Annotated in this window: 18 protein-coding genes, 1 pseudogene and 1 other annotated feature; of the genes and pseudogenes, 13 read left to right on the top strand and 6 right to left on the bottom strand. The window is 54.7% G+C overall.

All coding sequences use genetic code 11. The annotated features are described in order from the left end of the window. Positions 1 to 88: 88 nt before the first annotated feature. Positions 89 to 571, top strand: coding sequence for a protein CreA (gene creA / locus H7R58_RS20435; protein WP_106925258.1), 483 nt, complete (start codon positions 89 to 91; stop codon positions 569 to 571). Positions 572 to 621: 50 nt separating this feature from the next. On the opposite strand, the gene arcA is transcribed toward creA, so the two are convergent. Then, positions 622 to 1,338, bottom strand: coding sequence for a two-component system response regulator ArcA (arcA, locus tag H7R58_RS20430; RefSeq protein WP_015966004.1), 717 nt, complete (start codon positions 1,336 to 1,338; stop codon positions 622 to 624). 96 nt (positions 1,339 to 1,434) lie between these two features. On the opposite strand from arcA, the pseudogene yjjY reads away from it, so the two are divergent. The 7 genes and pseudogenes from yjjY (at position 1,435) to H7R58_RS20395 (ending at position 8,222) form a co-directional block, all read left to right on the top strand. Continuing rightward, a pseudogene (gene yjjY / locus H7R58_RS20425) lies at positions 1,435 to 1,576 on the top strand (protein YjjY). A gap of 400 nt (positions 1,577 to 1,976) precedes the next feature. Beyond that, entirely contained in the window at positions 1,977 to 2,663 is a 687-nt protein-coding gene (locus H7R58_RS20420; protein WP_106925260.1) for a tRNA/rRNA methyltransferase, read from the top strand. Between the two features lie 208 nt (positions 2,664 to 2,871). Then, positions 2,872 to 2,940, top strand: coding sequence for a thr operon leader peptide (gene thrL, locus H7R58_RS25655; protein ID WP_072129079.1), 69 nt, complete (start codon positions 2,872 to 2,874; stop codon positions 2,938 to 2,940). Next, positions 2,879 to 2,996, top strand: a sequence feature (Thr leader region). Its footprint overlaps the gene before it by 62 nt. 25 nt (positions 2,997 to 3,021) lie before the next feature. Next, complete coding sequence (gene thrA / locus H7R58_RS20410; RefSeq protein ID WP_106925262.1) at positions 3,022 to 5,484, top strand: bifunctional aspartate kinase/homoserine dehydrogenase I; 2,463 nt, start codon at positions 3,022 to 3,024, stop codon at positions 5,482 to 5,484. A gap of 1 nt (position 5,485) precedes the next feature. Continuing rightward, complete coding sequence (gene thrB, locus H7R58_RS20405) at positions 5,486 to 6,415, top strand: homoserine kinase (protein WP_106925264.1); 930 nt, start codon at positions 5,486 to 5,488, stop codon at positions 6,413 to 6,415. 3 nt (positions 6,416 to 6,418) lie between these two features. Further along, a complete protein-coding gene (gene thrC, locus H7R58_RS20400; RefSeq protein ID WP_182929497.1) occupies positions 6,419 to 7,705 on the top strand; it encodes a threonine synthase in 1,287 nt (428 codons plus the stop codon). A gap of 196 nt (positions 7,706 to 7,901) precedes the next feature. Next, positions 7,902 to 8,222: a DUF2502 domain-containing protein gene (locus H7R58_RS20395; RefSeq protein WP_106925268.1), complete on the top strand. Its 321-nt coding sequence runs from the start codon at positions 7,902 to 7,904 to the stop codon at positions 8,220 to 8,222. An 87-nt stretch (positions 8,223 to 8,309) separates the two neighbouring features. Here H7R58_RS20395 and yaaA read toward each other — a convergent pair whose 3' ends face one another. Both yaaA and H7R58_RS20385 read right to left on the bottom strand, forming a co-directional pair. Then, a complete protein-coding gene (yaaA, locus tag H7R58_RS20390) occupies positions 8,310 to 9,083 on the bottom strand; it encodes a peroxide stress protein YaaA (protein WP_182929496.1) in 774 nt (257 codons plus the stop codon). A 66-nt stretch (positions 9,084 to 9,149) separates the two neighbouring features. Then, positions 9,150 to 10,580, bottom strand: coding sequence for an alanine/glycine:cation symporter family protein (locus tag H7R58_RS20385; RefSeq protein ID WP_182929495.1), 1,431 nt, complete (start codon positions 10,578 to 10,580; stop codon positions 9,150 to 9,152). Between the two features lie 252 nt (positions 10,581 to 10,832). Between H7R58_RS20385 and tal the strand changes: the two genes are divergently transcribed. Further along, complete coding sequence (gene tal / locus H7R58_RS20380; RefSeq protein WP_106925274.1) at positions 10,833 to 11,786, top strand: transaldolase; 954 nt, start codon at positions 10,833 to 10,835, stop codon at positions 11,784 to 11,786. A gap of 55 nt (positions 11,787 to 11,841) precedes the next feature. Here tal and H7R58_RS20375 read toward each other — a convergent pair whose 3' ends face one another. After that, the gene (locus tag H7R58_RS20375; RefSeq protein ID WP_182934818.1) at positions 11,842 to 12,786 is read right to left on the bottom strand and encodes an Rpn family recombination-promoting nuclease/putative transposase; all 945 of its coding nucleotides are present in this window, start codon (positions 12,784 to 12,786) and stop codon (positions 11,842 to 11,844) included. Positions 12,787 to 12,979: 193 nt separating this feature from the next. On the opposite strand from H7R58_RS20375, the gene mog reads away from it, so the two are divergent. Both mog and H7R58_RS20365 read left to right on the top strand, forming a co-directional pair. Further along, the gene (gene mog, locus H7R58_RS20370; protein WP_106925276.1) at positions 12,980 to 13,567 is read left to right on the top strand and encodes a molybdopterin adenylyltransferase; all 588 of its coding nucleotides are present in this window, start codon (positions 12,980 to 12,982) and stop codon (positions 13,565 to 13,567) included. A gap of 125 nt (positions 13,568 to 13,692) precedes the next feature. Continuing rightward, positions 13,693 to 14,988 carry an MFS transporter gene (locus H7R58_RS20365; protein WP_106925278.1) on the top strand — a complete coding sequence of 432 codons (1,296 nt, stop codon included), beginning with the start codon at positions 13,693 to 13,695 and terminating at the stop codon, positions 14,986 to 14,988. 43 nt (positions 14,989 to 15,031) lie between these two features. Here the strand turns inward: H7R58_RS20365 and H7R58_RS20360 are convergent, their stop codons facing one another. Then, a complete protein-coding gene (locus tag H7R58_RS20360) occupies positions 15,032 to 16,348 on the bottom strand; it encodes a hypothetical protein (RefSeq protein WP_182929494.1) in 1,317 nt (438 codons plus the stop codon). A gap of 251 nt (positions 16,349 to 16,599) precedes the next feature. Further along, positions 16,600 to 17,166 carry an acetate uptake transporter gene (satP, locus tag H7R58_RS20355; protein WP_182929493.1) on the bottom strand — a complete coding sequence of 189 codons (567 nt, stop codon included), beginning with the start codon at positions 17,164 to 17,166 and terminating at the stop codon, positions 16,600 to 16,602. 608 nt (positions 17,167 to 17,774) lie between these two features. Between satP and dnaK the strand changes: the two genes are divergently transcribed. Beyond that, positions 17,775 to 19,697, top strand: a complete 1,923-nt coding sequence (gene dnaK / locus H7R58_RS20350) for a molecular chaperone DnaK (RefSeq protein WP_106925284.1) — start codon at positions 17,775 to 17,777, stop codon at positions 19,695 to 19,697. Positions 19,698 to 19,784: 87 nt separating this feature from the next. After that, the gene (gene dnaJ, locus H7R58_RS20345; RefSeq protein ID WP_106925286.1) at positions 19,785 to 20,921 is read left to right on the top strand and encodes a molecular chaperone DnaJ; all 1,137 of its coding nucleotides are present in this window, start codon (positions 19,785 to 19,787) and stop codon (positions 20,919 to 20,921) included. The last annotated feature ends 123 nt before the right edge of the window (positions 20,922 to 21,044 follow it).

Raw genomic sequence — 21,044 nt, 5'->3', positions numbered from 1 at the left:
CCTATTTTTTGTAAAGCTGTGATCTTTAAACATTTTCTAATTAGATATCGAATAATCACCCGACTCAATCGACGGAAATGGTAACAATATGAAATACAAGAAATTAATGGCTGGCCTGTTGCTCAGCGTCTCCAGCCTGGCGGCCCACGCGGAGCAGATTGGTTCTGTTGATACGGTTTTCAAAATGTTCGGGCCCGATCATAAAATCGTGGTAGAAGCGTTTGACGATCCGGACGTGCAGAATGTCACCTGCTACGTGAGCCGAGCGAAGACTGGCGGTATTAAAGGGGGGCTGGGGCTGGCTGAAGACACCTCAGATGCGGCGATTTCCTGCCAGCAGATTGGGCCGGTTACCCTCAGCGACAAAATTAAGAATGGCAAAGCGGACGGTGACGTGGTCTTTAAAAAGCGCACGTCGCTGGTGTTTAAATCACTACAGGTTGTGCGGTTCTACGATAAGAAACGTAACGTGCTGGCCTACTTAGCCTATTCAGACAAAGTCGTTGACGGTTCGCCAAAGAATGCGATCAGCGCGGTACCTATTATGCCGTGGGGCGTCGAAGCGAAGTAGGATAGGATTAAGGCAAATAAAAACGGCGCTTAACGCGCCGTTTTGTTTTTTTATTCCTGCAGCTCGCCGCAGAAGCGGTAACCTTCGCCGTGAATGGTGGCGATGATTTCCGGCGTATCCGGCGTAGACTCAAAATGCTTACGGATGCGACGAATGGTCACGTCAACCGTACGGTCGTGCGGCTTCAGCTCACGGCCGGTCATTTTCTTCAGCAGTTCAGCACGAGACTGAATCTTGCCCGGGTTTTCACAGAAGTGCAGCATCGCGCGGAATTCACTGCGCGGCAGCTTGTACTGCTCGCCGTTCGGGCTCACCAGAGAGCGGCTGTTGATGTCCAGCTCCCAGCCGTTGAACTTGTAGCTTTCTACGCTACGGCGTTCTTCGCTGACGGTACCCAGGTTCATGGTACGGGACAGCAGGTTGCGCGCACGGATGGTCAGTTCACGCGGGTTGAACGGTTTGGTGATGTAATCATCTGCGCCAATTTCCAGACCGAGGATTTTGTCGACTTCATTGTCGCGGCCGGTCAAGAACATCAGGGCAACATTCGCTTGCTCACGCAGTTCGCGCGCCAGCAGCAGGCCATTTTTCCCTGGCAGGTTGATATCCATGATTACCAGGTTGATATCATTTTCAGACAGGATCTGATGCATTTCCGCGCCATCGGTCGCTTCGAAAACATCGTAGCCTTCTGCTTCGAAAATACTTTTTAACGTGTTGCGTGTTACCAACTCGTCTTCAACGATAAGAATGTGCGGGGTCTGCATGTTTGCTACCTAAATTGCCAACTAAATCGAAACAGGAAGTACCAATAGTCCCTGACCTGCCTGATGCATGTCGAAAATTAACATGATCGGCGTAACATGACTAAAGTACGTAATTGCGTTCTTGATGCACTTTCCATCAACGTCAACAACATCATTAGCTTGGTCGTGGGTACTCTTCCCTCTGGACCCGACAGTGTCAAAAACGGTTGTCATCCTAACCATTTTAACAGCAACATAACAGGTAAAGAGGCACCAGACCGCCAATAAACCTACGCTTCGTTGACATATATCAAGTTCAATTGTAGCACGTTAACAGTTTGGTGAAATCATCACTCCGGAATGATAACGCCTATCACATTTTTTCCACAACTCAAGTAGTTGCACAGGTTAACTGATAAATGTGGTGAATCCAATTACTATCGTTCAGCGCGAATGGAAATAGTTCATATAAACAGTAAGATATCTGCTATCTGTTAACATAAAATACGCCATATATTGCCGTAAATAGTTTAGCGTCTTTTATGTATTGTGAAACATCATTTCAGTGATTTTTGTTGCATTTTTGTAAATTCGCGCTGCGCAATATGTTGAAGTACATCACATTATTGCCTGAAGACAGCAAATTAAGAGAACTTTAAATGCGCTTATCTATTGTGCTGGTTTCGCCAGCAAGGGCCGAAAATATCGGCGCCGCTGCCCGGGCCATGAAAACGATGGGATTTAACGACCTACGTATTGTCGATAGCGTTGCCCATCTGGAACCGGCGGCCGGGTGGGTCGCTCACGGCTCTTCTGACATCCTCGAAGGCATTACCTGCTATCCCACGCTGGCAGAGGCGCTTCACGATGTGGACTTCACCGTTGCCACGACGGCGCGCAGCCGCGCACGCTTTCACTACTACGCGACGCCGCAGGAGCTGGTGCCGATGCTGGCGGAAAAAGCGCAGTGGATGGGCCATGCGGCGCTGGTGTTTGGTCGTGAAGATTCCGGGCTCACCAACGATGAGCTGGCGTTAGCCGATGTGTTAACCGGCGTACCGATGGTGGCTGATTATCCTTCATTGAATCTCGGGCAGGCGGTGATGGTTTATTGTTATCAGCTCTCGTCACTGTTACAAACGGCAAACCCGGTAGTCACGGAGAGTGACGAAAATCAGCTGATTGCGTTAAGAGCGCGTATCACGCGTTTGCTTGAACGACTCGAGGTGGCTGGAGATGTAAAACTGGCCGACTGGCTGCAACAACGTATTGGCTTACTCGAGCAACGTGATACGGCAATGTTGCACAGATTACTGCATGATATTGAAAAAAATATTCCAGAGTAAAGTTCTGTCATTTGATTTCTTTATGGTGTTATTACCCGGTAATGTGTCTGTCTTATGGCTATATTGGTGGTTTGTTGCGGGCTGTATGGGCGTATGTGAAGTGGTTGCGAAACGTGACGAAGTTAAAAATACATTGACTTAGATGGCCAGATACTTTAACCAATATAGGTATAGCACAGACAGCTAAATAACAGAGCACACAACATCCATGATTCGCATCAGCAGCATTATGACCATTACCACCACCACTATTACCACAGGTAACGGTGCGGGCTGACGCGTACAGGAAACACAGAAAAAAGCCCGCACCTAAACAGTGCGGGCTTTTTTTTCGACTGAAGATCAAGGGGTAAAAACCATGCGAGTCTTGAAGTTCGGCGGTACATCAGTGGCAAATGCGGAACGGTTTCTGCGTGTTGCCGACATTCTGGAAAGTAACGCCAGGCAGGGGCAGGTAGCAACCGTGCTCTCTGCCCCGGCAAAAATCACCAACCATCTGGTGGCGATGATTGAAAAAACCATTGGCGGCCAGGACGCGCTGACCAATATCGCCGACGCCGAACGTATCTTTGCTGAACTTCTTCAAGGGCTTGCTACCGCTCAGCCGGGATTCCCGCTGGCGGAACTGAAGGCGGCCGTTGAGCTCGAATTTGCCCAGATCAAACATATTCTCCACGGTATCAGCCTGCTCGGGCAGTGCCCTGACAGCGTCAACGCGGGCCTGATCTGCCGCGGCGAGAAGCTGTCTATCGCCATCATGGCGGGGCTGCTGAGCGCACGTGGCCACAAGGTCACGGTGATTAACCCGGTTGAGAAACTGCTGGCCGTTGGCCATTACCTTGAATCTACAGTCGATATTGCTGAATCAACTCGTCGCATTGCGGCCAGCCAGATCCCGGCGGATCACATGGTGCTGATGGCGGGCTTTACCGCCGGCAATGAAAAAGGCGAGCTGGTGGTGTTGGGGCGTAACGGTTCTGACTACTCTGCCGCCGTGCTGGCTGCCTGTCTACGTGCAGACTGTTGTGAAATCTGGACCGATGTCGACGGCGTCTACACCTGCGACCCGCGCCAGGTGCCGGATGCGGTGCTGCTGAAAAGCATGTCCTATCAGGAAGCAATGGAGCTTTCCTACTTTGGTGCGAAAGTCCTTCACCCGCGTACCATTGCCCCTATCGCTCAGTTCCAGATTCCTTGCCTGATCAAAAATACTGGTAACCCGCAGGCGCCGGGCACGCTCATCGGCGCCAGCAGCGACGATGACTCGCTGCCGGTGAAGGGTATCTCTAACCTCAACAACATGGCGATGTTCAACGTCTCTGGCCCGGGCATGAAAGGCATGGTCGGCATGGCGGCGCGCGTGTTTGCCACCATGTCCCGCGCGGGCATTTCGGTGGTATTGATTACCCAGTCCTCTTCCGAATACAGCATCAGCTTCTGCGTGCCGCAAAGCGACTGCGCGCGTGCGCGCAAGGCTATGGAGGATGAGTTCTATCTGGAGCTGAAAGAAGAGCTGCTGGAGCCGCTGTCTATCATGGAGCGTCTGGCCATTATCTCCGTTGTTGGCGACGGCATGCGCACGCTGCGCGGTATCTCAGCGAAGTTTTTCGCGGCGCTTGCCCGCGCCAATATCAACATTGTGGCCATTGCTCAGGGATCTTCCGAGCGTTCTATCTCCGTAGTGGTGAACAACGACGACGCCACGACCGGCGTGCGCGTGACACACCAGATGCTGTTTAACACCGATCAGGTCATTGAAGTGTTCCTGGTGGGCGTTGGCGGGGTAGGCGGTGCGCTGCTTGAGCAGATCAAACGTCAGCAGGCGTGGCTGAAGAAGAAGCACATTGACCTGCGCGTCTGCGGCGTTGCCAACTCGCGCGCGCTGCTGACCAACGTGCACGGGCTGAATCTTGAGAACTGGCAGTCGGAGCTTTCGGAAGCCAAAGAGCCGTTCAACCTGGGCCGCTTGATTCGCCTGGTGAAAGAGTATCACCTGCTGAATCCGGTGATCGTTGACTGCACCTCCAGCCAGGCGGTAGCCGATCAGTACGCCGACTTCCTGCGCGAAGGGTTCCACGTGGTGACGCCGAACAAAAAGGCCAATACATCGTCGATGGATTACTACCATCAGCTGCGTCATGCGGCAGGGCAATCGCGGCGTAAATTCCTCTACGACACTAACGTCGGCGCAGGTCTGCCGGTGATTGAGAACCTGCAAAATCTGCTGAATGCGGGCGATGAGCTGCAGCATTTCTCCGGCATTCTTTCTGGCTCGCTGTCGTTTATTTTCGGCAAGCTTGATGAAGGCATGAGCCTGTCCGCGGCGACCGCCGTCGCGCGCGAGCTGGGCTATACCGAGCCGGACCCGCGTGACGATCTGTCCGGTATGGACGTGGCGCGTAAGCTGCTCATTCTGGCGCGAGAAACCGGGCGCAGCCTTGAGTTGAGTGATATCGTGGTCGAATCGGTGCTGCCGTCGAGCTTCGACGCCTCGGGCGATACCGACAGCTTTATGGCGCGTCTGCCGCAGCTGGATGATGAATTCTCCGCGCGCGTCGCTAAAGCGCGTGATGAAGGCAAAGTGCTGCGCTACGTGGGCAACATCGAGGAAGACGGCGTCTGCCGGGTGAAAATTGCCGCCGTTGACGGCAACGATCCGCTGTTCAAAGTAAAAAACGGCGAGAACGCGCTGGCGTTCTACAGCCACTACTACCAGCCGCTGCCGCTGGTGCTGCGCGGCTATGGCGCAGGCAACGACGTGACGGCGGCAGGGGTGTTTGCCGATTTGCTGCGCACATTGTCATGGAAGTTAGGAGTTTAAAATGGTTAAGGTGTATGCCCCGGCTTCCAGTGCCAATATGAGCGTCGGGTTTGATGTACTGGGTGCCGCCGTCACGCCGGTTGACGGCAGCCTGCTGGGCGATAACGTCTCGGTTGAAGCGGCAGACCGTTTCAGCCTGCAAAATGTGGGGCGCTTTGCGGATAAACTGCCGAGCGTGGCCCAGGAAAATATTGTTTATCAATGCTGGGAGCGCTTCTGCCAGGAAATAGGCAAAGAAATCCCGGTGGCGATGACGCTGGAAAAAAATATGCCGATTGGTTCAGGGCTGGGCTCCAGCGCCTGTTCCGTTGTCGCTGCGCTGGTAGCGATGAATGAACACTGCGGTAAGCCGCTGGACGAAACCCGCATGCTGGCCCTGATGGGCGAGCTGGAAGGGCGCATCTCCGGCAGCGTGCACTACGATAACGTTGCGCCGTGCTATCTGGGCGGCATGCAGCTGATGATCGAAGAGAACGGGATTATCAGCCAGCAGGTTCCTTGTTTTGATGAGTGGCTGTGGGTGCTGGCCTATCCGGGGATCAAGGTCTCAACGGCGGAGGCGCGCGCGATTCTGCCTGCGCAGTATCGCCGTCAGGACTGCATCGCGCATGGCCGCCATCTGGCTGGGTTTATTCACGCCTGCTACTCACGCCAGCCCCAGTTGGCCGCAAAACTGATGAAAGACGTGATTGCCGAGCCATACCGTACCAAACTGCTGCCGGGCTTCAGCGAGGCGCGTCAGGCGGTGGCGGGCATTGGCGCCGTTGCCTGCGGGATCTCCGGTTCCGGCCCAACGCTGTTTGCGCTGTGTGATAAACCCGATACCGCACAGCGAGTGGCCGATTGGCTTGGCCAGAATTACCTGCAAAATCAAGAAGGTTTTGTTCATATTTGCCGTCTGGATACAGCCGGCGCACGAGTCGTGGGATAACCGATGAAACTCTATAACTTAAAAGATCACAATGAACAGGTCAGCTTCGCGCAGGCCGTTATGCAAGGCCTTGGCAAGCAACAGGGGCTGTTTTTCCCGCACGATCTGCCGGAATTCAACCTGACCGACATTGATGACCTGTTAACGCAGGATTTCGTCACCCGCAGCGCGAAAATACTCTCCGCGTTTATCGGCGATGAGATCCCACAGGATGAGCTCGCTGCGCGCATTGCGACGGCATTTACCTTCCCGGCGCCGGTGAACAAGGTGCAGGAAGACGTTGGCTGCCTGGAGCTGTTCCACGGTCCGACCCTGGCGTTTAAAGACTTCGGCGGCCGCTTTATGGCGCAGATGCTGACCCATATTGCAGGCGATAAGCCGGTGACCATCCTGACGGCAACCTCCGGCGACACCGGTGCTGCCGTGGCGCATGCGTTCTACGGCCTGCCGAACGTCAACGTGGTGATTCTGTACCCGCGCGGCAAAATCAGCCCGCTGCAGGAGAAGCTGTTCTGTACGCTGGGCGGCAACATTGAAACTGTCGCCATTGACGGTGATTTCGACGCCTGCCAGGCGCTGGTGAAACAGGCCTTCGATGATGAAGAACTGAAGGTTGCACTGGGTCTGAACTCCGCAAACTCCATCAACATCAGCCGCCTGCTGGCGCAAATCTGCTACTACTTCGAAGCGGTAGCGCAGCTGCCTCAGGAAGCGCGTAACCAGCTGGTGATTTCCGTGCCGAGCGGTAACTTCGGCGATCTGACCGCGGGCCTGCTGGCTAAATCGCTGGGCCTGCCGGTGAAACGCTTTATCGCCGCCACCAATGCCAACGACACCGTGCCGCGCTTCCTGCAGGATGGGAAGTGGGCGCCGAAGGCCACTCAGGCGACGCTGTCGAACGCAATGGACGTGAGCCAGCCGAACAACTGGCCGCGTGTAGAAGAGCTGTTCCGCCGTAAAATCTGGCGCCTGAACGAACTGGGTTATGCGGCGGTGGATGACGAAACGACAAAGGCCACTATGCGTGAACTGCAGTCGCTGGGCTACACCTCCGAACCGCACGCGGCGATTGCCTACCGTGCACTGCGTGACCAGCTGCAGCCGGGTGAATATGGTCTGTTCCTCGGCACCGCGCATCCGGCGAAGTTTAAGGAAAGCGTGGAAGCGATCCTGGGCGAAACCCTGCCGCTGCCTAAAGCGCTGGCAGACCGCGCCGACCTGCCGCTGCTGTCTCACAACCTGCCGGCCGACTATGCCGCACTGCGCCAGCTGATGATGCGCAACGCGTAATCTTCTCCGTTTCCTCCTTCCCTGTGGAGGGGGAAATAGGGAGAAATTATGCAGACATTCCGCAGGGAAAAAGGAGATATTCCCAATAAATGCGGGGCGTTAGATTATAGGATTGCGGAGAATAACAACGCGGGTTCTACGGCGGTAAGCTTTGTTCATCGGCCATACTGGCGAACGAAGAATCAAGGAGTTACCCATGTTAAAACCTGCGATGTTGGCACTGGCTATGATGCTGGCGGCTCCGGTTATGACTCAGGCCGCAGAGATCACGTTGGTCCCGGCGGTGAAGCTGCAAATTGGCGACCAGGATAATGACGGGCGTTACTGGGATGGCGGCCACTGGCGTGACCATAGCTGGTGGAACGATCATTATGAATGGCGCGACAACCGCTGGAATCCTCATACGCCGCCGCATCATGATAAACGCGATCGCGACGATCGCCATGACGATCGGGGTCATAACGAGCGTGGACATGGCGACGATCGTCGCCTGCCACCGCCCAATGACCATCACTAACTTGTCGGCCGACTAAGGCAACGCCGCCATCCGGCAATCGCTATCGATCTGCCAGATGGCGCTTTGCTTATCAGGCCCGCGGGGTTATCACTGTTCGTGGCGCTTGAAGACCAGCTCTTCGGCGCTCGAACTTTCCGCATCAAAGAAATACCCTTCGCTATCAAATCCGGTCAGCTGTTCAGGTTTCGACAGGCGATTTTCAATGATATAGCGGCTCATCAGCCCGCGCGCTTTTTTGGCATAGAAGCTGATCACCTTGAATTTGCCGTTTTTCTCGTCGAGGAACACGGGCTTAATGATGCTTCCCTTCAGTGCTTTCGGTTTTACCGAACGGAAATACTCGTCTGACGCCAGGTTGATGACGATGTCGTCGCCCTGTTCACGCAGCGCGGCGTTCAACGTCTGGGTGATTTCCTCTCCCCAGAACTGGTACAGATCCTTTCCGCGCGGGTTCTCCAGGCGAATGCCCATTTCCAGACGGTACGGTTGCATCAGATCCAGCGGACGCAGCACGCCGTAAAGGCCGGAAAGCATGCGCAGGTGCTGCTGAGCGAAGTCAAAATCAGCATCGCTAAAGGTTTCTGCCTGTAGCCCGGTGTAGACGTCGCCTTTGAAGGCCAGAATCGCCTGACGGGCGTTATCCGGCGTGAAGTCCGGATGCCAGTCGTGGAAGCGGGTAGCGTTTAGGTCCGCTAGCTTGTCGCTAATCCCCATCAGCGCTTTAATTTGCGGCGCAGAAAGCTTTCGCGCTTCTCGTATCAGCGTTTGAGAGTGCTCCAGCAGCATGGGCTGGGTATAGCGGGTGGTGGCAAGCTTGCTTTGGTAATCGAGCGTTTTAGCAGGCGAAATCAGAATCAGCATATCCAGTCCTTGCAGAAAATTTCACTCAACTTTAACAAAAAAACGGCCACAGGTGATCGATTGCTGCTATTGGCGCGGCGGCTGATCCCAGCTTTCCGGCGCCAGCTGCCGGGCGATTTCGGGGTAATAGTCCGGGTCGAACACCGGCGTCACGCCCAGTTTTCGCTGGCGCAGATAATCCAGAGCGATAATTCTGACCACCGGTGAGAGCAGCAGAATGGCCGACAGGTTGGTAATGGCCATCAGCGCCATAATCACATCCGCCATTTGCCAGACCACCGGTAGGCTCAGTTGGCTGCCGATGAATACCATCAGCAGCGTGCACAGCCGCAGCAGCCAGATGGCCCATGGCTTATTCCAGCGCAGAAAGATCAGGTTGTTTTCGGCATAGATATAGTTAGCCACGATGGAGCTAAAGGCGAACATAATCATCACCGCCGCCACAAAGCTAGCGCCCCAGCTACCGACCAGCACGCTCATGGCGTGTTGCACCAGTTGGATTCCATCATAGCTGGTGGTTTTTGTGCCGTGACCCGCCAGCAGCACGATCATCGCACTGGCGCTGCAGATAACGACGGTATCAAGCAACACGCCGATCATCTGCACAATACCCTGGGCCGCCGGATGCGGTGGGAAGGAGGCTGCCGCCGCCGCCGCGTTAGGCGTAGAGCCCATGCCGGCTTCATTAGAGAACATGCTGCGCTGAAAGCCGCTGGTAATGGCCTGGCTGACGCTATAGCCCACGGCACCGGCAGCAGCTTCTTGCCAGCCAAAGGCGCTACGCACGATCATGCTGATGATGGCGGGCATTTCAACAATGTGCCAAAGGGTAATCAGCAGACAGACCGATACCCACAACAGCGCCATAAACGGCACCAGCCACTGGCTCAGCCGCGCGACGCCCTTGATGCCGCGGACCATCACCAGCAGGGCGAAGAAGGCCATTACGATGCCGGTCGCGCTTCTGGGGACGTCGAAGGCATATTTCAGCGCGTGCGCGGTGGAGTTGGCCTGCACGGTGTTAAAGATAAGCCCGTAGGCCAGCAGCAGAAACAGCGAAAAGAGTACGCCCATCCAGCGCATGCCGAGCCCGCGCGACATATACCATGCCGGACCGCCGCGAAACTGCCCGTTGGCGTCACGTTCTTTGTAGAGTTGGGCCAGCGAACATTCGGCGAAGCTGCTGGCCATGCCGATAATTGCGGCTACCCACATCCAGAAGACCGCACCGGGGCCGCCGACGGCGATCGCCAGCGCGACGCCGGCAAGGTTACCGCTGCCAACGCGCGCGGCCAGGCTAATACACAGAACCTGGAACGAGGTTAACCCGCCTTCGCAGGGTGCCAGGCTTCTTTTCAGACTTTTGCTAAACTGACGGATGTAGCGAAACTGGATGTAGCCGGTTCTCCATGTAAACCAGATACCACATCCCAGGAGCAGGTAAATCATCACCGAGCCCCACAAAATTTCGCTGATAAAAGACAGGAAATCAGGCATTAAACGTCCTCTTGTCTATGCCGAAATGAGCGGCCGAACCCAGGAAGCAACGTTGCTTCGCACGATTCGATTCAGCCAATGTAAGCGTTACCACAATCAGGATGCAGAAAGCCGGGTCCTGAAAGTCAGATACTTCAGTTTATCATACTCTGCGGTCTCATGACGTCGGCGGTTGCGCTGAGAGAGCGGCGTGATATTATCGGGGCAGACCGGTTACATCCCCCTAACAGCTGTTTAAAGAGAAACACTATCATGACGGATAAATTGACATCTCTGCGTCAGTACACAACCGTAGTGGCTGACACCGGAGACATCGCGGCAATGAAGCTGTATCAGCCTCAGGATGCGACAACCAACCCTTCCCTGATTCTGGGCGCAGCACAGATCCCTGAGTACCGTAAACTGATCGACGATGCGGTAGCATGGGCGCGTAGCCAGAGCAGCGACCGCGCACAGCAGGTTGTCGATGCCACCGATAAACTGGCCGTAAATATCGGTCTGGAAATTCTGAAACTGGTCCCGGGCCGTATCTCTACCGAAGTTGATGCGCGCCTGTCCTATGACACTGAAGCGTCTATCGCGAAAGCGAAGCGCCTGATCAAAATGTACAACGATGCTGGCATCAGCAACGATCGCATTCTGATTAAACTGGCCTCTACCTGGCAGGGCATCCGCGCAGCGGAGCAGCTGGAAAAAGACGGCATCAACTGTAACCTGACTCTGCTGTTCTCCTTCGCGCAGGCGCGCGCTTGTGCGGAAGCGGGCGTGTTCCTGATCTCCCCGTTCGTCGGTCGTATTCTGGATTGGTACAAAGCCAATACCGATAAGAAAGAATACGCGCCTGCGGAAGATCCGGGCGTGGTTTCGGTTAGCGAAATCTACCAGTACTACAAAGAGCACGGTTATGAAACCGTGGTGATGGGCGCAAGCTTCCGTAACATCGGTGAAATCCTTGAGCTGGCAGGCTGTGACCGCCTGACCATCGCCCCGGCGCTGCTGAAAGAACTGGCAGAAAGCGAAGGCCCGCTGGAGCGTAAGCTGACCTTTACCGGTGAAGTGAAAGCGCGTCCGAGCCGCATCACCGAGTCTGAGTTCCTGTGGCAGCACAACCAGGATCCGATGGCGGTTGATAAACTGGCGGAAGGTATCCGTAAGTTTGCTATTGACCAGGAAAAACTGGAAAAAATGATCGGCGACCTGCTGTAATTCAGCCTGTTTGCCTGATAACAGCCCGCTTCTCTAAAGAGAGCGGGCTGTTTTTTTATTCATGGTGGTGCAGGGAGGGAAGTTCGTCTGCGGCGATGCCGGTCATTTCAACCACCTCGGCGGCCGGGATACCTTTTTCTAGCATGGCTCGGGCAATTTTCCGCGCGGCTTCGCGTTCGCCGACTTGCATACCCTGTTGAATTCCTTGCTGGATCCCCTGCTGTATTCCTTCGATACGTCCTTCCTGCTTTAACTCTTCTGCTAATGTCATCAGTTCGTCTCCATACTGTGGTGCGCGTAGCGCCATTTCATACAGCAATGTACGGGCATCGTGTGCCTCTCCCGCCTGGAGCATGTAGTTTACCAGCGCAATGACCTGCTGTCCGCTGATGTGGTTGCGGGTTAATAGCCCGGCAAGTTTATCGAGAAAGCGGGTGAGATCGCGCTGGCGGATATGTTTTTGAATCAGCGTCAGCGCAGCCATACTGCGGTGACGCATAATTTCATCATCGGGAATCACCGTGATATCGACCAAAGGAAAATTCTGGCTATAGATATGTCTCGCAAGCGCCGGGTCGGTAAAATTATCCAGCCAGTTCATTGAGTGGGGATAAGGGCTTTTTCGCCCCTGATAAAACAGAATAGGGATGACCAGCGGTAGCCTATTATGGCCGGCCTCAAGGTGGCGCTGCATGGCGGCAATGGCGTAACGCATTAAGCGAAAGGCCATATGCTTATCCGGTGAGCTTTGATGTTCAATAAGCACGTGGATGTAGCCGTCGCCGCAGGCTGTTTTTAGCGAATAGAGCATATCGCTGTAATAGGGGTGAAGATCCTCTTCGATAAAGCTACCCGATTCCAGTTTCAGCGTTGACAGATCGCACAGCCGCAGCAGGGCAGGCGGAAGATGAATCGCAATAAAATCCCGTGCGGTTTCCATCGTTGAGAGAAACGTTTTAAACACTAAATCATGCGGCGTAGGCGTCCTGTTTTTACGCATATCCAGCCCTCCATGGAATTCTTTTCGCGGAGTCTGCCACTGCGCATCTGCGTGCGACAGAGAAATATCCGTTGGCTTTTTCATTTTGCGGCGCGCCTCGGGAAACCCGGAGGATAACCCGTCAGGGGTCTTAGTATTGCTGCCCATTCGCGTGTATTATTCTGCTTAACGCTACGGTTTTAACGGAATAATCATGAACACTTTACGCATTGGCTTAGTTTCTATCTCTGACCGCGCTTCCAGCGGCGTTTATCAGGACAAAGGTATTCCGGCACTGGAAGAGTGGCTGGCATCGGCGCTGACGACCCCTTTTAAGGTGGAAACTCGCCTGATCCCGGATGAACAAACCATTATTGAGCAAACTCTGTGTGAGCTGGTGGACGAGATGAGCTGCCATCTGGTGCTGACCACCGGTGGTACGGGGCCGGCGCGGCGCGATGTGACGCCGGATGCGACGCTGGCGATTGCCGACCGCGTCATGCCGGGCTTTGGCGAGCAGATGCGCCAGGTCAGTTTGCACTTTGTCCCGACGGCCATTCTCTCACGCCAGGTAGGCGTTATTCGCAAACAGGCCCTCATTCTTAACCTGCCGGGCCAGCCGAAAGCGATTCAGGAAACGCTGGAAGGGGTGAAAGACGCAGAGGGCAACGTGCTGGTGAACGGCATCTTTGCAAGTGTACCGTATTGTGTACAGCTGCTGGAGGGGCCTTATATTGAAACGAACCGCGATGTCGTAGCAGCTTTCCGCCCTAAGAGCGCTCGTCGCGAGACTTTATCCTGAATGTGATGCTTTTCTGACATAACCTATCATTCTGCTGGAGCGCGATCGGGTTTACGGTATAGTCATTTTTGCTTTACACAAAACGTAAACTTAGATCAACACTTCCACTTTGCGAATGGTTTGTTATGTCACATTACACCCGACCTCTGAATCGACAAGACTATAAAACCCTAACGCTGGCGGCCCTAGGCGGCGCGCTGGAGTTTTATGATTTCATCATCTTCGTCTTCTTCGCCGCGGTGGTGGGGGAGCTCTTCTTCCCGGCGGACATTCCTGAGTGGCTGCGTCAGGTGCAGACTTTCGGCATCTTCGCTGCAGGCTATCTTGCTCGTCCGCTGGGTGGCATCATCATGGCGCACTTCGGCGATCTGGTCGGGCGCAAAAAAATGTTTACCCTCAGTATCCTGCTGATGGCGGTGCCTACGTTAGCGATTGGCCTGCTGCCAACTTATGCCAGCGCCGGGCTGGCCGCGCCGCTGCTGCTGCTGTTCATGCGTATTTTACAGGGCGCAGCGATTGGCGGTGAAGTACCGGGGGCCTGGGTGTTTGTGGCCGAGCATGTGCCGGCGCGTCGTATCGGCATTGCCTGCGGGACGCTGACGGCAGGGCTGACGGTGGGAATTCTGCTGGGCTCGGTGGTGGCGACGCTGATTAATACCCAACTGAGCGTGCAGGCAATCCACGACGGCGGCTGGCGTATTCCGTTCCTGCTGGGCGGCGCGTTTGGCCTGGTGGCGATGTACCTGCGCCGTTGGTTGCAGGAAACCCCCATTTTTCTCGAAATGCAGCAGCGTAAAGCGCTGGCGCAGGAGTTGCCCATCAAGTCGGTGGTGCTCAAGCATAAGCCGGCGGTGGTCGTGTCGATGCTGCTGACCTGGCTGCTCTCAGCTGGCATTGTAGTGGTGATTCTGATGTCGCCAGTGTGGCTGCAAAAACAGTACGGCTTTGCCCCCGCGCTGACCTTACAGGCGAACAGCGTCGCAACGGTTATGCTCTGTATTGGCTGCCTGCTGGCGGGGTTGATTGTGGACCGCATAGGTGCCAGTAAAACGTTTATCGTTGGCAGCATTCTGCTCGCCTGCTCAAGCTGGTTTTTCTATCACCTTGCGGGAACGCACCCCGAGCAGCTGTTCTTATTGTACGGGCTCGTGGGGCTGTGCGTTGGCGTGGTAGGGGCGGTGCCGTACGTGATGGTACGCGCTTTCCCGGCGGAGGTACGCTTTACCGGCATCTCTTTCTCTTACAACGTCTCCTATGCCATTTTCGGCGGCCTGACGCCCATTGCCGTCACCATGCTGATGGGCGTATCGCCGATGGCGCCAGCCTGGTACGTGCTGGCGCTGTCGTTGATGGGGTTGGGGCTTGGTATCTGGCTGCGTAAAGAGCGACAGGCAGCCAGCCGTAGCCCGGCCGAGGCGTAAGCCAACGCGGGGGCACGTGACGCCAACCCCGGCGTCATGTGCCTTAATGAATAATGGTGACGTCCTTAAACGTAAACCGTTTTTTCTCCCCCGCTTCCTGATAGCCGATACGAATGAAGACGCGCAAATCTTCCAGCCAGGCGTAATCGCTGCTCATCGCTTTCCCATCGCCCCGGTCGTCGGTGCAGATAAGCTCAATATAGCGGCCAGGGAAAGCCTCATTCAGCATCGCGGCATCGCGCCACGGGCCCTCTGCACGACAATCCTGACGCTTCGATTTGCTTTTCTCCTGGCTGCCCTCGTTTTGCAGCACCGCGTGCCAGTGATACTGCTTGCCTACCACAGGCGCTGCGCTAACGTTGGTTTCCAGCGTTCGGGCGATAAGCGGGCTGTTTTGCATCGAATCCCATTGCTTCAGGTCGACGAGATTGAATAATCGCTGGTACTGGCTATAGAACGTCACGCCTTTAAGCACCAGCGTATCGAGCGTTAACGTGCTGCCGTCTGGCAGCCTGTCGATGCGGGTCTTACCGCTGATGTCCGCATCACCAGGCCACACCGGCGTAAAAGTGAGGCGGGTAAAGGTCGGTACATCATGGCCATTCTTTAGTATCGTCATCACGCTCTTGCTTACCGCTTCTGGCTGCGGGTAGCGGGCTAATGCGTTCGGATCGTTGTGTTCAAAATCGGGGATTACCAATGGGGCATCCGCTTCATTTTTTGGTCGGGCAACCCACGCGCCGCTGCCGGTGAACTGGTTAAGATCCTGTAAGGCGCACAGTTTTGCTACCGGTGCGATAAGCGAGGAGGGGAGCGACGTGAAGGCCGTCTCCGCCGGGGTGGCGTTGTCGGTAACGAAGGCGGCATTTAGCGAGAATGTTCGCGCAATGCGCGCCTGTTGGTTATCGCAATTCACCTGTATCTGGCTGATTTTAAAGTCGTAGGGCGCGTCATACTGTTTTTCGCGATGCACCTGGGCGTAATCCGTACCGATGCGCAGGTTAAGCTGATTGCCCTGACGATGGCTGTTATTGAGATCGATAAACGGCTGGTCGCCGTTCTTATCCGCGTTGGTCAGCCCTACCCAGCGAGGCTGTACGACGTTTTGCTTACAGACATCCAGCGCGGGATCGGTGTTCATTAAGCTATCGGCGTCGGGCTCGAAAGGCACGCCGGGAACGTAGCGGGCGAAAGAATTACCGCCGTAGGCGCGGATATGACTCCCCGTCAGCGTCTGCAGATTCATATACAGCAGCGTTTTTGTCCGGGTCTGGCAATCGACGTTTAGCCACAGATTATTTTGCGAGCCCTCTGACATCGTAATGTGGTAAACGGTATTGATACTGTTCCCTACGCGCACGGTGTTTTCCTTATCCCAATCAACGCTTCTGACTTCGGGCGTGGGTAGCGCATGAGCGCTCGCGGGTAGCAAGGCACCGCAGGCCAGAAGCAGGGGATATACAGACGTGAGGCGCATCATCAATCATCCTTTTCATCATGAGAAGTTATTGAAAATAGCGCAGATAACGTGGAAGTGATAATCCCAGGAACGGTAGTTTTCAGGCAAAAAAAAACGCCGGAAAGGCCGGCGTTTTTCAGATGAGGCGAGGATTAGTGCTTTTCACCAATCGGCAGTACGGTACGGCCGAACTGTTCGTTCAGCACTTCACCCATTGCCAGATAAATGGCGCTTGCGCCACAGATCAGGCCTACCCAGCCAGCCACGTGGATAATCGCTTCGTTGCCGTTAACGTTGCCAACCGCCAGCAGAGCGAACAGCACGGTCAGGCTGAGGAACACGAACTGCAGCATGCGTGCAGCTTTCAGCGTGCCGAAGAACATGAACAGCGTGAACACGCCCCACAGGCCAAGATACACGCCGAGGAACTGTGCGTTTGGCGCTTCGCTCATCCCCATCTTCGGCAGCAGCAGAATGGCCACCAGGGTCAGCCAGAAAGAGCCGTAGGAGGTAAAAGCGGTCAGACCGAAAGTATTCCCTTTTTTGTATTCCAGCAGGCCCGCGAAAATCTGCGCGATACCGCCGTAAAAAATACCCATAGCGAGAATAATGCCGTCAAAGGCGAAGAAACCGGCGTTATGCAGGTTAAGCAGAATGGTGGTCATGCCGAAGCCCATCAGGCCCAGCGGTGCCGGGTTAGCCAACTTAGTGTTGCCCATAATTCCTCAAATCATCATTGAATGGTGAAATAATCTCCCCAGTGCTGGGGGGCGCGGCATGATAATCAGGAGTAAACGGGCTGTCTATGATCTCATCGGGGGAAAATGAACTATTTTCCCCCTTTAACTCATTCCCCGTGCGGGCAATTAAACGACGCTGGTGGGCAATATGCTGCACGGCAGGGATGGTGGAGCGGCCTGGATCATGCCGATCGCCGGGCTTATCGTGACGCTTAAAAGGGTTTTCATTGTTTTTATTACCAGGGCACTCATTTCAGTGAGTGAAATGTTGCCGGGGGATTTGCTCCCATAGCAGCGAGACTTTTAGCGCTGAATCACAACGCTTTATGGATTTAATATACTGAATGTAATAGTTTTTTAAGGTTCTGTTGATGAGTGTGTACAGTCAAGGCGGCAGAAATAAAATCGCACTGAATGAAAAATTTTTAACGCTGCCCCTTGATGGATGACGTTGCGACCCCATCTTGTAGTCAACCGCAGTGAGTGAGTCTGAAAAAAAACGATTCAGGGCTGTTGAAACCGTAGGTTTCGCCCTTATTACAGAATCACAACCACATGTTGACTGAATTTTTAGTGGAGACGTTTAGATGGGTAAAATTATTGGTATCGACCTGGGTACTACCAACTCTTGTGTAGCGATTATGGATGGCACTACTGCACGCGTGCTGGAGAACGCCGAAGGCGATCGCACCACGCCTTCTATCATTGCCTATACCCAGGATGGTGAAACTCTGGTTGGTCAGCCGGCTAAACGTCAGGCAGTGACAAACCCGCAAAACACCCTGTTTGCGATTAAACGCCTGATCGGTCGCCGCTTCCAGGACGAAGAAGTTCAGCGTGACGTTTCTATCATGCCATACAAAATTGTTGCCGCAGATAATGGTGACGCATGGCTTGATGTGAAAGGTACTCGTACTGCACCGCCGCAGATCTCTGCTGAAGTGCTGAAGAAAATGAAGAAAACGGCTGAAGATTACCTGGGTGAACCGGTAACTGAAGCGGTTATCACCGTACCTGCATACTTCAACGATGCTCAGCGTCAGGCAACTAAAGACGCCGGTCGTATCGCAGGTCTGGAAGTCAAACGTATCATCAACGAACCAACCGCAGCTGCACTGGCTTACGGTCTGGATAAAGAAGTCGGCAACCGTACTATCGCGGTCTACGACCTCGGTGGTGGTACCTTCGATATTTCCGTTATCGAAATCGACGAAGTTGATGGCGAAAAAACCTTTGAAGTTCTGGCAACCAACGGTGATACCCACCTGGGTGGTGAAGACTTCGATACCCGCCTGATCAACTACCTCGTTGACGAGTTTAAGAAAGATCAGGGCATCGACCTGCGCAATGACCCGCTGGCGATGCAGCGCCTGAAAGAAGCCGCTGAGAAAGCGAAGATTGAACTGTCTTCCGCTCAGCAGACCGACGTGAACCTGCCGTACATCACCGCAGACGCGACCGGTCCTAAGCACATGAACATCAAAGTGACCCGTGCGAAACTGGAAAGCCTGGTAGAAGACCTGGTTAACCGTTCCATCGAGCCGCTGAAAGTTGCGCTGCAGGATGCTGGCCTGTCCGTATCCGATATCCAGGACGTTATCCTGGTCGGTGGGCAGACTCGTATGCCAATGGTGCAGAAGAAAGTTGCTGAGTTCTTCGGTAAAGAACCGCGTAAAGACGTTAACCCGGACGAAGCTGTTGCTATCGGTGCAGCGGTTCAGGGCGGCGTTCTGACCGGTGAAGTTAAAGACGTGCTGCTGCTGGACGTTACCCCGCTGTCTCTGGGTATCGAAACCATGGGCGGTGTGATGACTGCGCTCATCAACAAAAACACCACCATTCCGACCAAGCACAGCCAGGTGTTCTCTACTGCTGAAGACAACCAGTCTGCGGTAACTATCCACGTGATTCAGGGTGAACGTAAACGTGCATCCGATAACAAATCACTGGGTCAGTTCAACCTGGACGGTATCAGCCCGGCACCGCGCGGCATGCCGCAGATCGAAGTGACCTTCGATATCGATGCTGACGGTATCCTGCACGTTTCCGCGAAAGACAAAAACAGCGGTAAAGAGCAGAAGATCACCATTAAGGCTTCTTCCGGTCTGAACGAAGAAGAAATTCAGAAAATGGTTCGTGACGCCGAAGCTAACGCCGAAGCTGACCGTAAGTTTGAAGAGCTGGTTCAGACCCGTAACCAGGGCGACCATCTGCTGCACAGCACTCGTAAGCAGGTTGAAGAAGCAGGCGAACAGCTGCCGGCTGACGACAAAACTGCTATCGAGTCTGCGCTGACCGCGCTGGAAGCGTCTCTGAAAGGCGAAGACAAAGCGGACATCGAAGCGAAAATGCAGGCGCTGGCGCAGGTTTCCCAGAAACTGATGGAAATCGCTCAGCAGCAGCACGCACAGCAGCAGGCGGGTGCCGCAGGCGCTGACGCTTCCGCGAACAATGCGAAAGACGACGACGTTGTTGACGCAGAGTTCGAAGAAGTGAAAGACAAAAAATAATCGCCCTGATGCAGGGTAATTAATCGGCACGGGCGAAGAGGTTTCCTCTCCGCCCGTGCTCGCATGTTAAGGGGCTGAAAAAAACCAATGGCAAAGCAAGACTATTACGAGATTTTGGGCGTTTCCAAAACAGCGGAAGAGCGTGAAATCAAAAAGGCGTACAAGCGCCTGGCCATGAAGTACCACCCGGACCGTAACCAGGGTGATAAAGAGGCCGAAGCCAAGTTTAAAGAGATCAAAGAAGCGTACGAGATCCTGACCGACGCGCAGAAGCGTGCGGCCTACGATCAGTACGGCCATGCGGCCTTTGAACAGGGCGGTATGGGCGGCGGTGGCGGCGGTTTCGGCGGCGGCGCAGACTTCAGCGATATCTTTGGTGACGTATTCGGCGATATCTTTGGCGGCGGTCGCGGTCGTCAGCGCGCGTCCCGTGGTGCAGATCTGCGCTACAACATGGATCTGACGCTGGAAGAAGCGGTGCGCGGTGTCACCAAAGAGATCCGCATCCCGACGCTGGAAGAGTGTGACGTCTGCCACGGCAGCGGTGCCAAGGCGGGCTCACAGCCGCAGACCTGTCCAACCTGTCATGGTTCAGGCCAGGTGCAGATGCGTCAGGGCTTCTTCGCCGTACAGCAGACCTGTCCGCACTGTCAGGGTCGCGGTACGCTGATTAAAGATCCGTGCAATAAATGTCACGGCCACGGTCGCGTTGAGAAAACCAAAACCCTGTCCGTGAAGATTCCGGCAGGCGTGGACACCGGCGATCGTATTCGTCTGAGCGGTGAAGGCGAAGCGGGTGAGCATGGCGCACCGGCAGGCGATCTGTACGTTCAGGTGCAGGTGAAACAGCACGCTATCTTTGAGCGTGAAGGTAACAACCTGTACTGCGAAGTGCCGATCAACTTCTCGATGGCTGCGCTGGGCGGCGAGATAGAAGTGCCGACGCTGGATGGTCGCGTGAAGCTGAAAATTCCGGGCGAAACGCAGACCGGCAAACTGTTCCGCATGCGCGGCAAGGGCGTGAAGTCCGTGCGCGGCGGCGCGCAGGGCGACCTGCTGTGCCGCGTGGTCGTTGAAACGCCGGTAGGCCTGAACGAGAAGCAGAAACAGCTGCTGAAAGACCTGCAGGAAAGCTTCGGCGGCCCAACCGGGGAAAACAACAGCCCGCGTTCGAAAAGCTTCTTTGACGGCGTGAAAAAGTTCTTTGACGATTTGACTCGTTAATCTTTCGCCGTAAGGCGAGGGCTGAATAAAAAACCCGGGGCATTGCGCTTCGGGTTTTTTTATTTCATCGGCTAAACTGAATTATCATCCAGAAATAACCTGATTTTTCCGAGTCTTTAAACG

The organism is Klebsiella sp. WP4-W18-ESBL-05, from assembly GCF_014169075.1.
GTDB classification, from domain to species: domain Bacteria; phylum Pseudomonadota; class Gammaproteobacteria; order Enterobacterales; family Enterobacteriaceae; genus Kluyvera; species Kluyvera ascorbata_B.
The sequence above is the reverse complement of the archived record's forward strand: the minus strand, read 5'-3'. Positions and strand labels throughout refer to the sequence as shown.

What these genes read in the sequence shown, in the direction of transcription:
- satP (WP_182929493.1), bottom strand. Translation starts at nt 17,166, where the DNA reads ATGGGCAACACTAAGTTGGCTAACCCGGCACCGCTGGGCCTGATGGGC.
- dnaK (WP_106925284.1), top strand. Translation starts at nt 17,775, where the DNA reads ATGGGTAAAATTATTGGTATCGACCTGGGTACTACCAACTCTTGTGTA.
- dnaJ (WP_106925286.1), top strand. Translation starts at nt 19,785, where the DNA reads ATGGCAAAGCAAGACTATTACGAGATTTTGGGCGTTTCCAAAACAGCG.
- H7R58_RS20385 (WP_182929495.1), bottom strand. Translation starts at nt 10,580, where the DNA reads ATGCCTGATTTCCTGTCTTTTATCAGCGAAATTTTGTGGGGCTCGGTG.
- tal (WP_106925274.1), top strand. Translation starts at nt 10,833, where the DNA reads ATGACGGATAAATTGACATCTCTGCGTCAGTACACAACCGTAGTGGCT.
- H7R58_RS20395 (WP_106925268.1), top strand. Translation starts at nt 7,902, where the DNA reads ATGTTAAAACCTGCGATGTTGGCACTGGCTATGATGCTGGCGGCTCCG.
- thrA (WP_106925262.1), top strand. Translation starts at nt 3,022, where the DNA reads ATGCGAGTCTTGAAGTTCGGCGGTACATCAGTGGCAAATGCGGAACGG.
- H7R58_RS20365 (WP_106925278.1), top strand. Translation starts at nt 13,693, where the DNA reads ATGTCACATTACACCCGACCTCTGAATCGACAAGACTATAAAACCCTA.
- yaaA (WP_182929496.1), bottom strand. Translation starts at nt 9,083, where the DNA reads ATGCTGATTCTGATTTCGCCTGCTAAAACGCTCGATTACCAAAGCAAG.
- arcA (WP_015966004.1), bottom strand. Translation starts at nt 1,338, where the DNA reads ATGCAGACCCCGCACATTCTTATCGTTGAAGACGAGTTGGTAACACGC.
- H7R58_RS20420 (WP_106925260.1), top strand. Translation starts at nt 1,977, where the DNA reads ATGCGCTTATCTATTGTGCTGGTTTCGCCAGCAAGGGCCGAAAATATC.
- mog (WP_106925276.1), top strand. Translation starts at nt 12,980, where the DNA reads ATGAACACTTTACGCATTGGCTTAGTTTCTATCTCTGACCGCGCTTCC.
- thrB (WP_106925264.1), top strand. Translation starts at nt 5,486, where the DNA reads ATGGTTAAGGTGTATGCCCCGGCTTCCAGTGCCAATATGAGCGTCGGG.
- thrC (WP_182929497.1), top strand. Translation starts at nt 6,419, where the DNA reads ATGAAACTCTATAACTTAAAAGATCACAATGAACAGGTCAGCTTCGCG.
- H7R58_RS20375 (WP_182934818.1), bottom strand. Translation starts at nt 12,786, where the DNA reads ATGCGTAAAAACAGGACGCCTACGCCGCATGATTTAGTGTTTAAAACG.
- creA (WP_106925258.1), top strand. Translation starts at nt 89, where the DNA reads ATGAAATACAAGAAATTAATGGCTGGCCTGTTGCTCAGCGTCTCCAGC.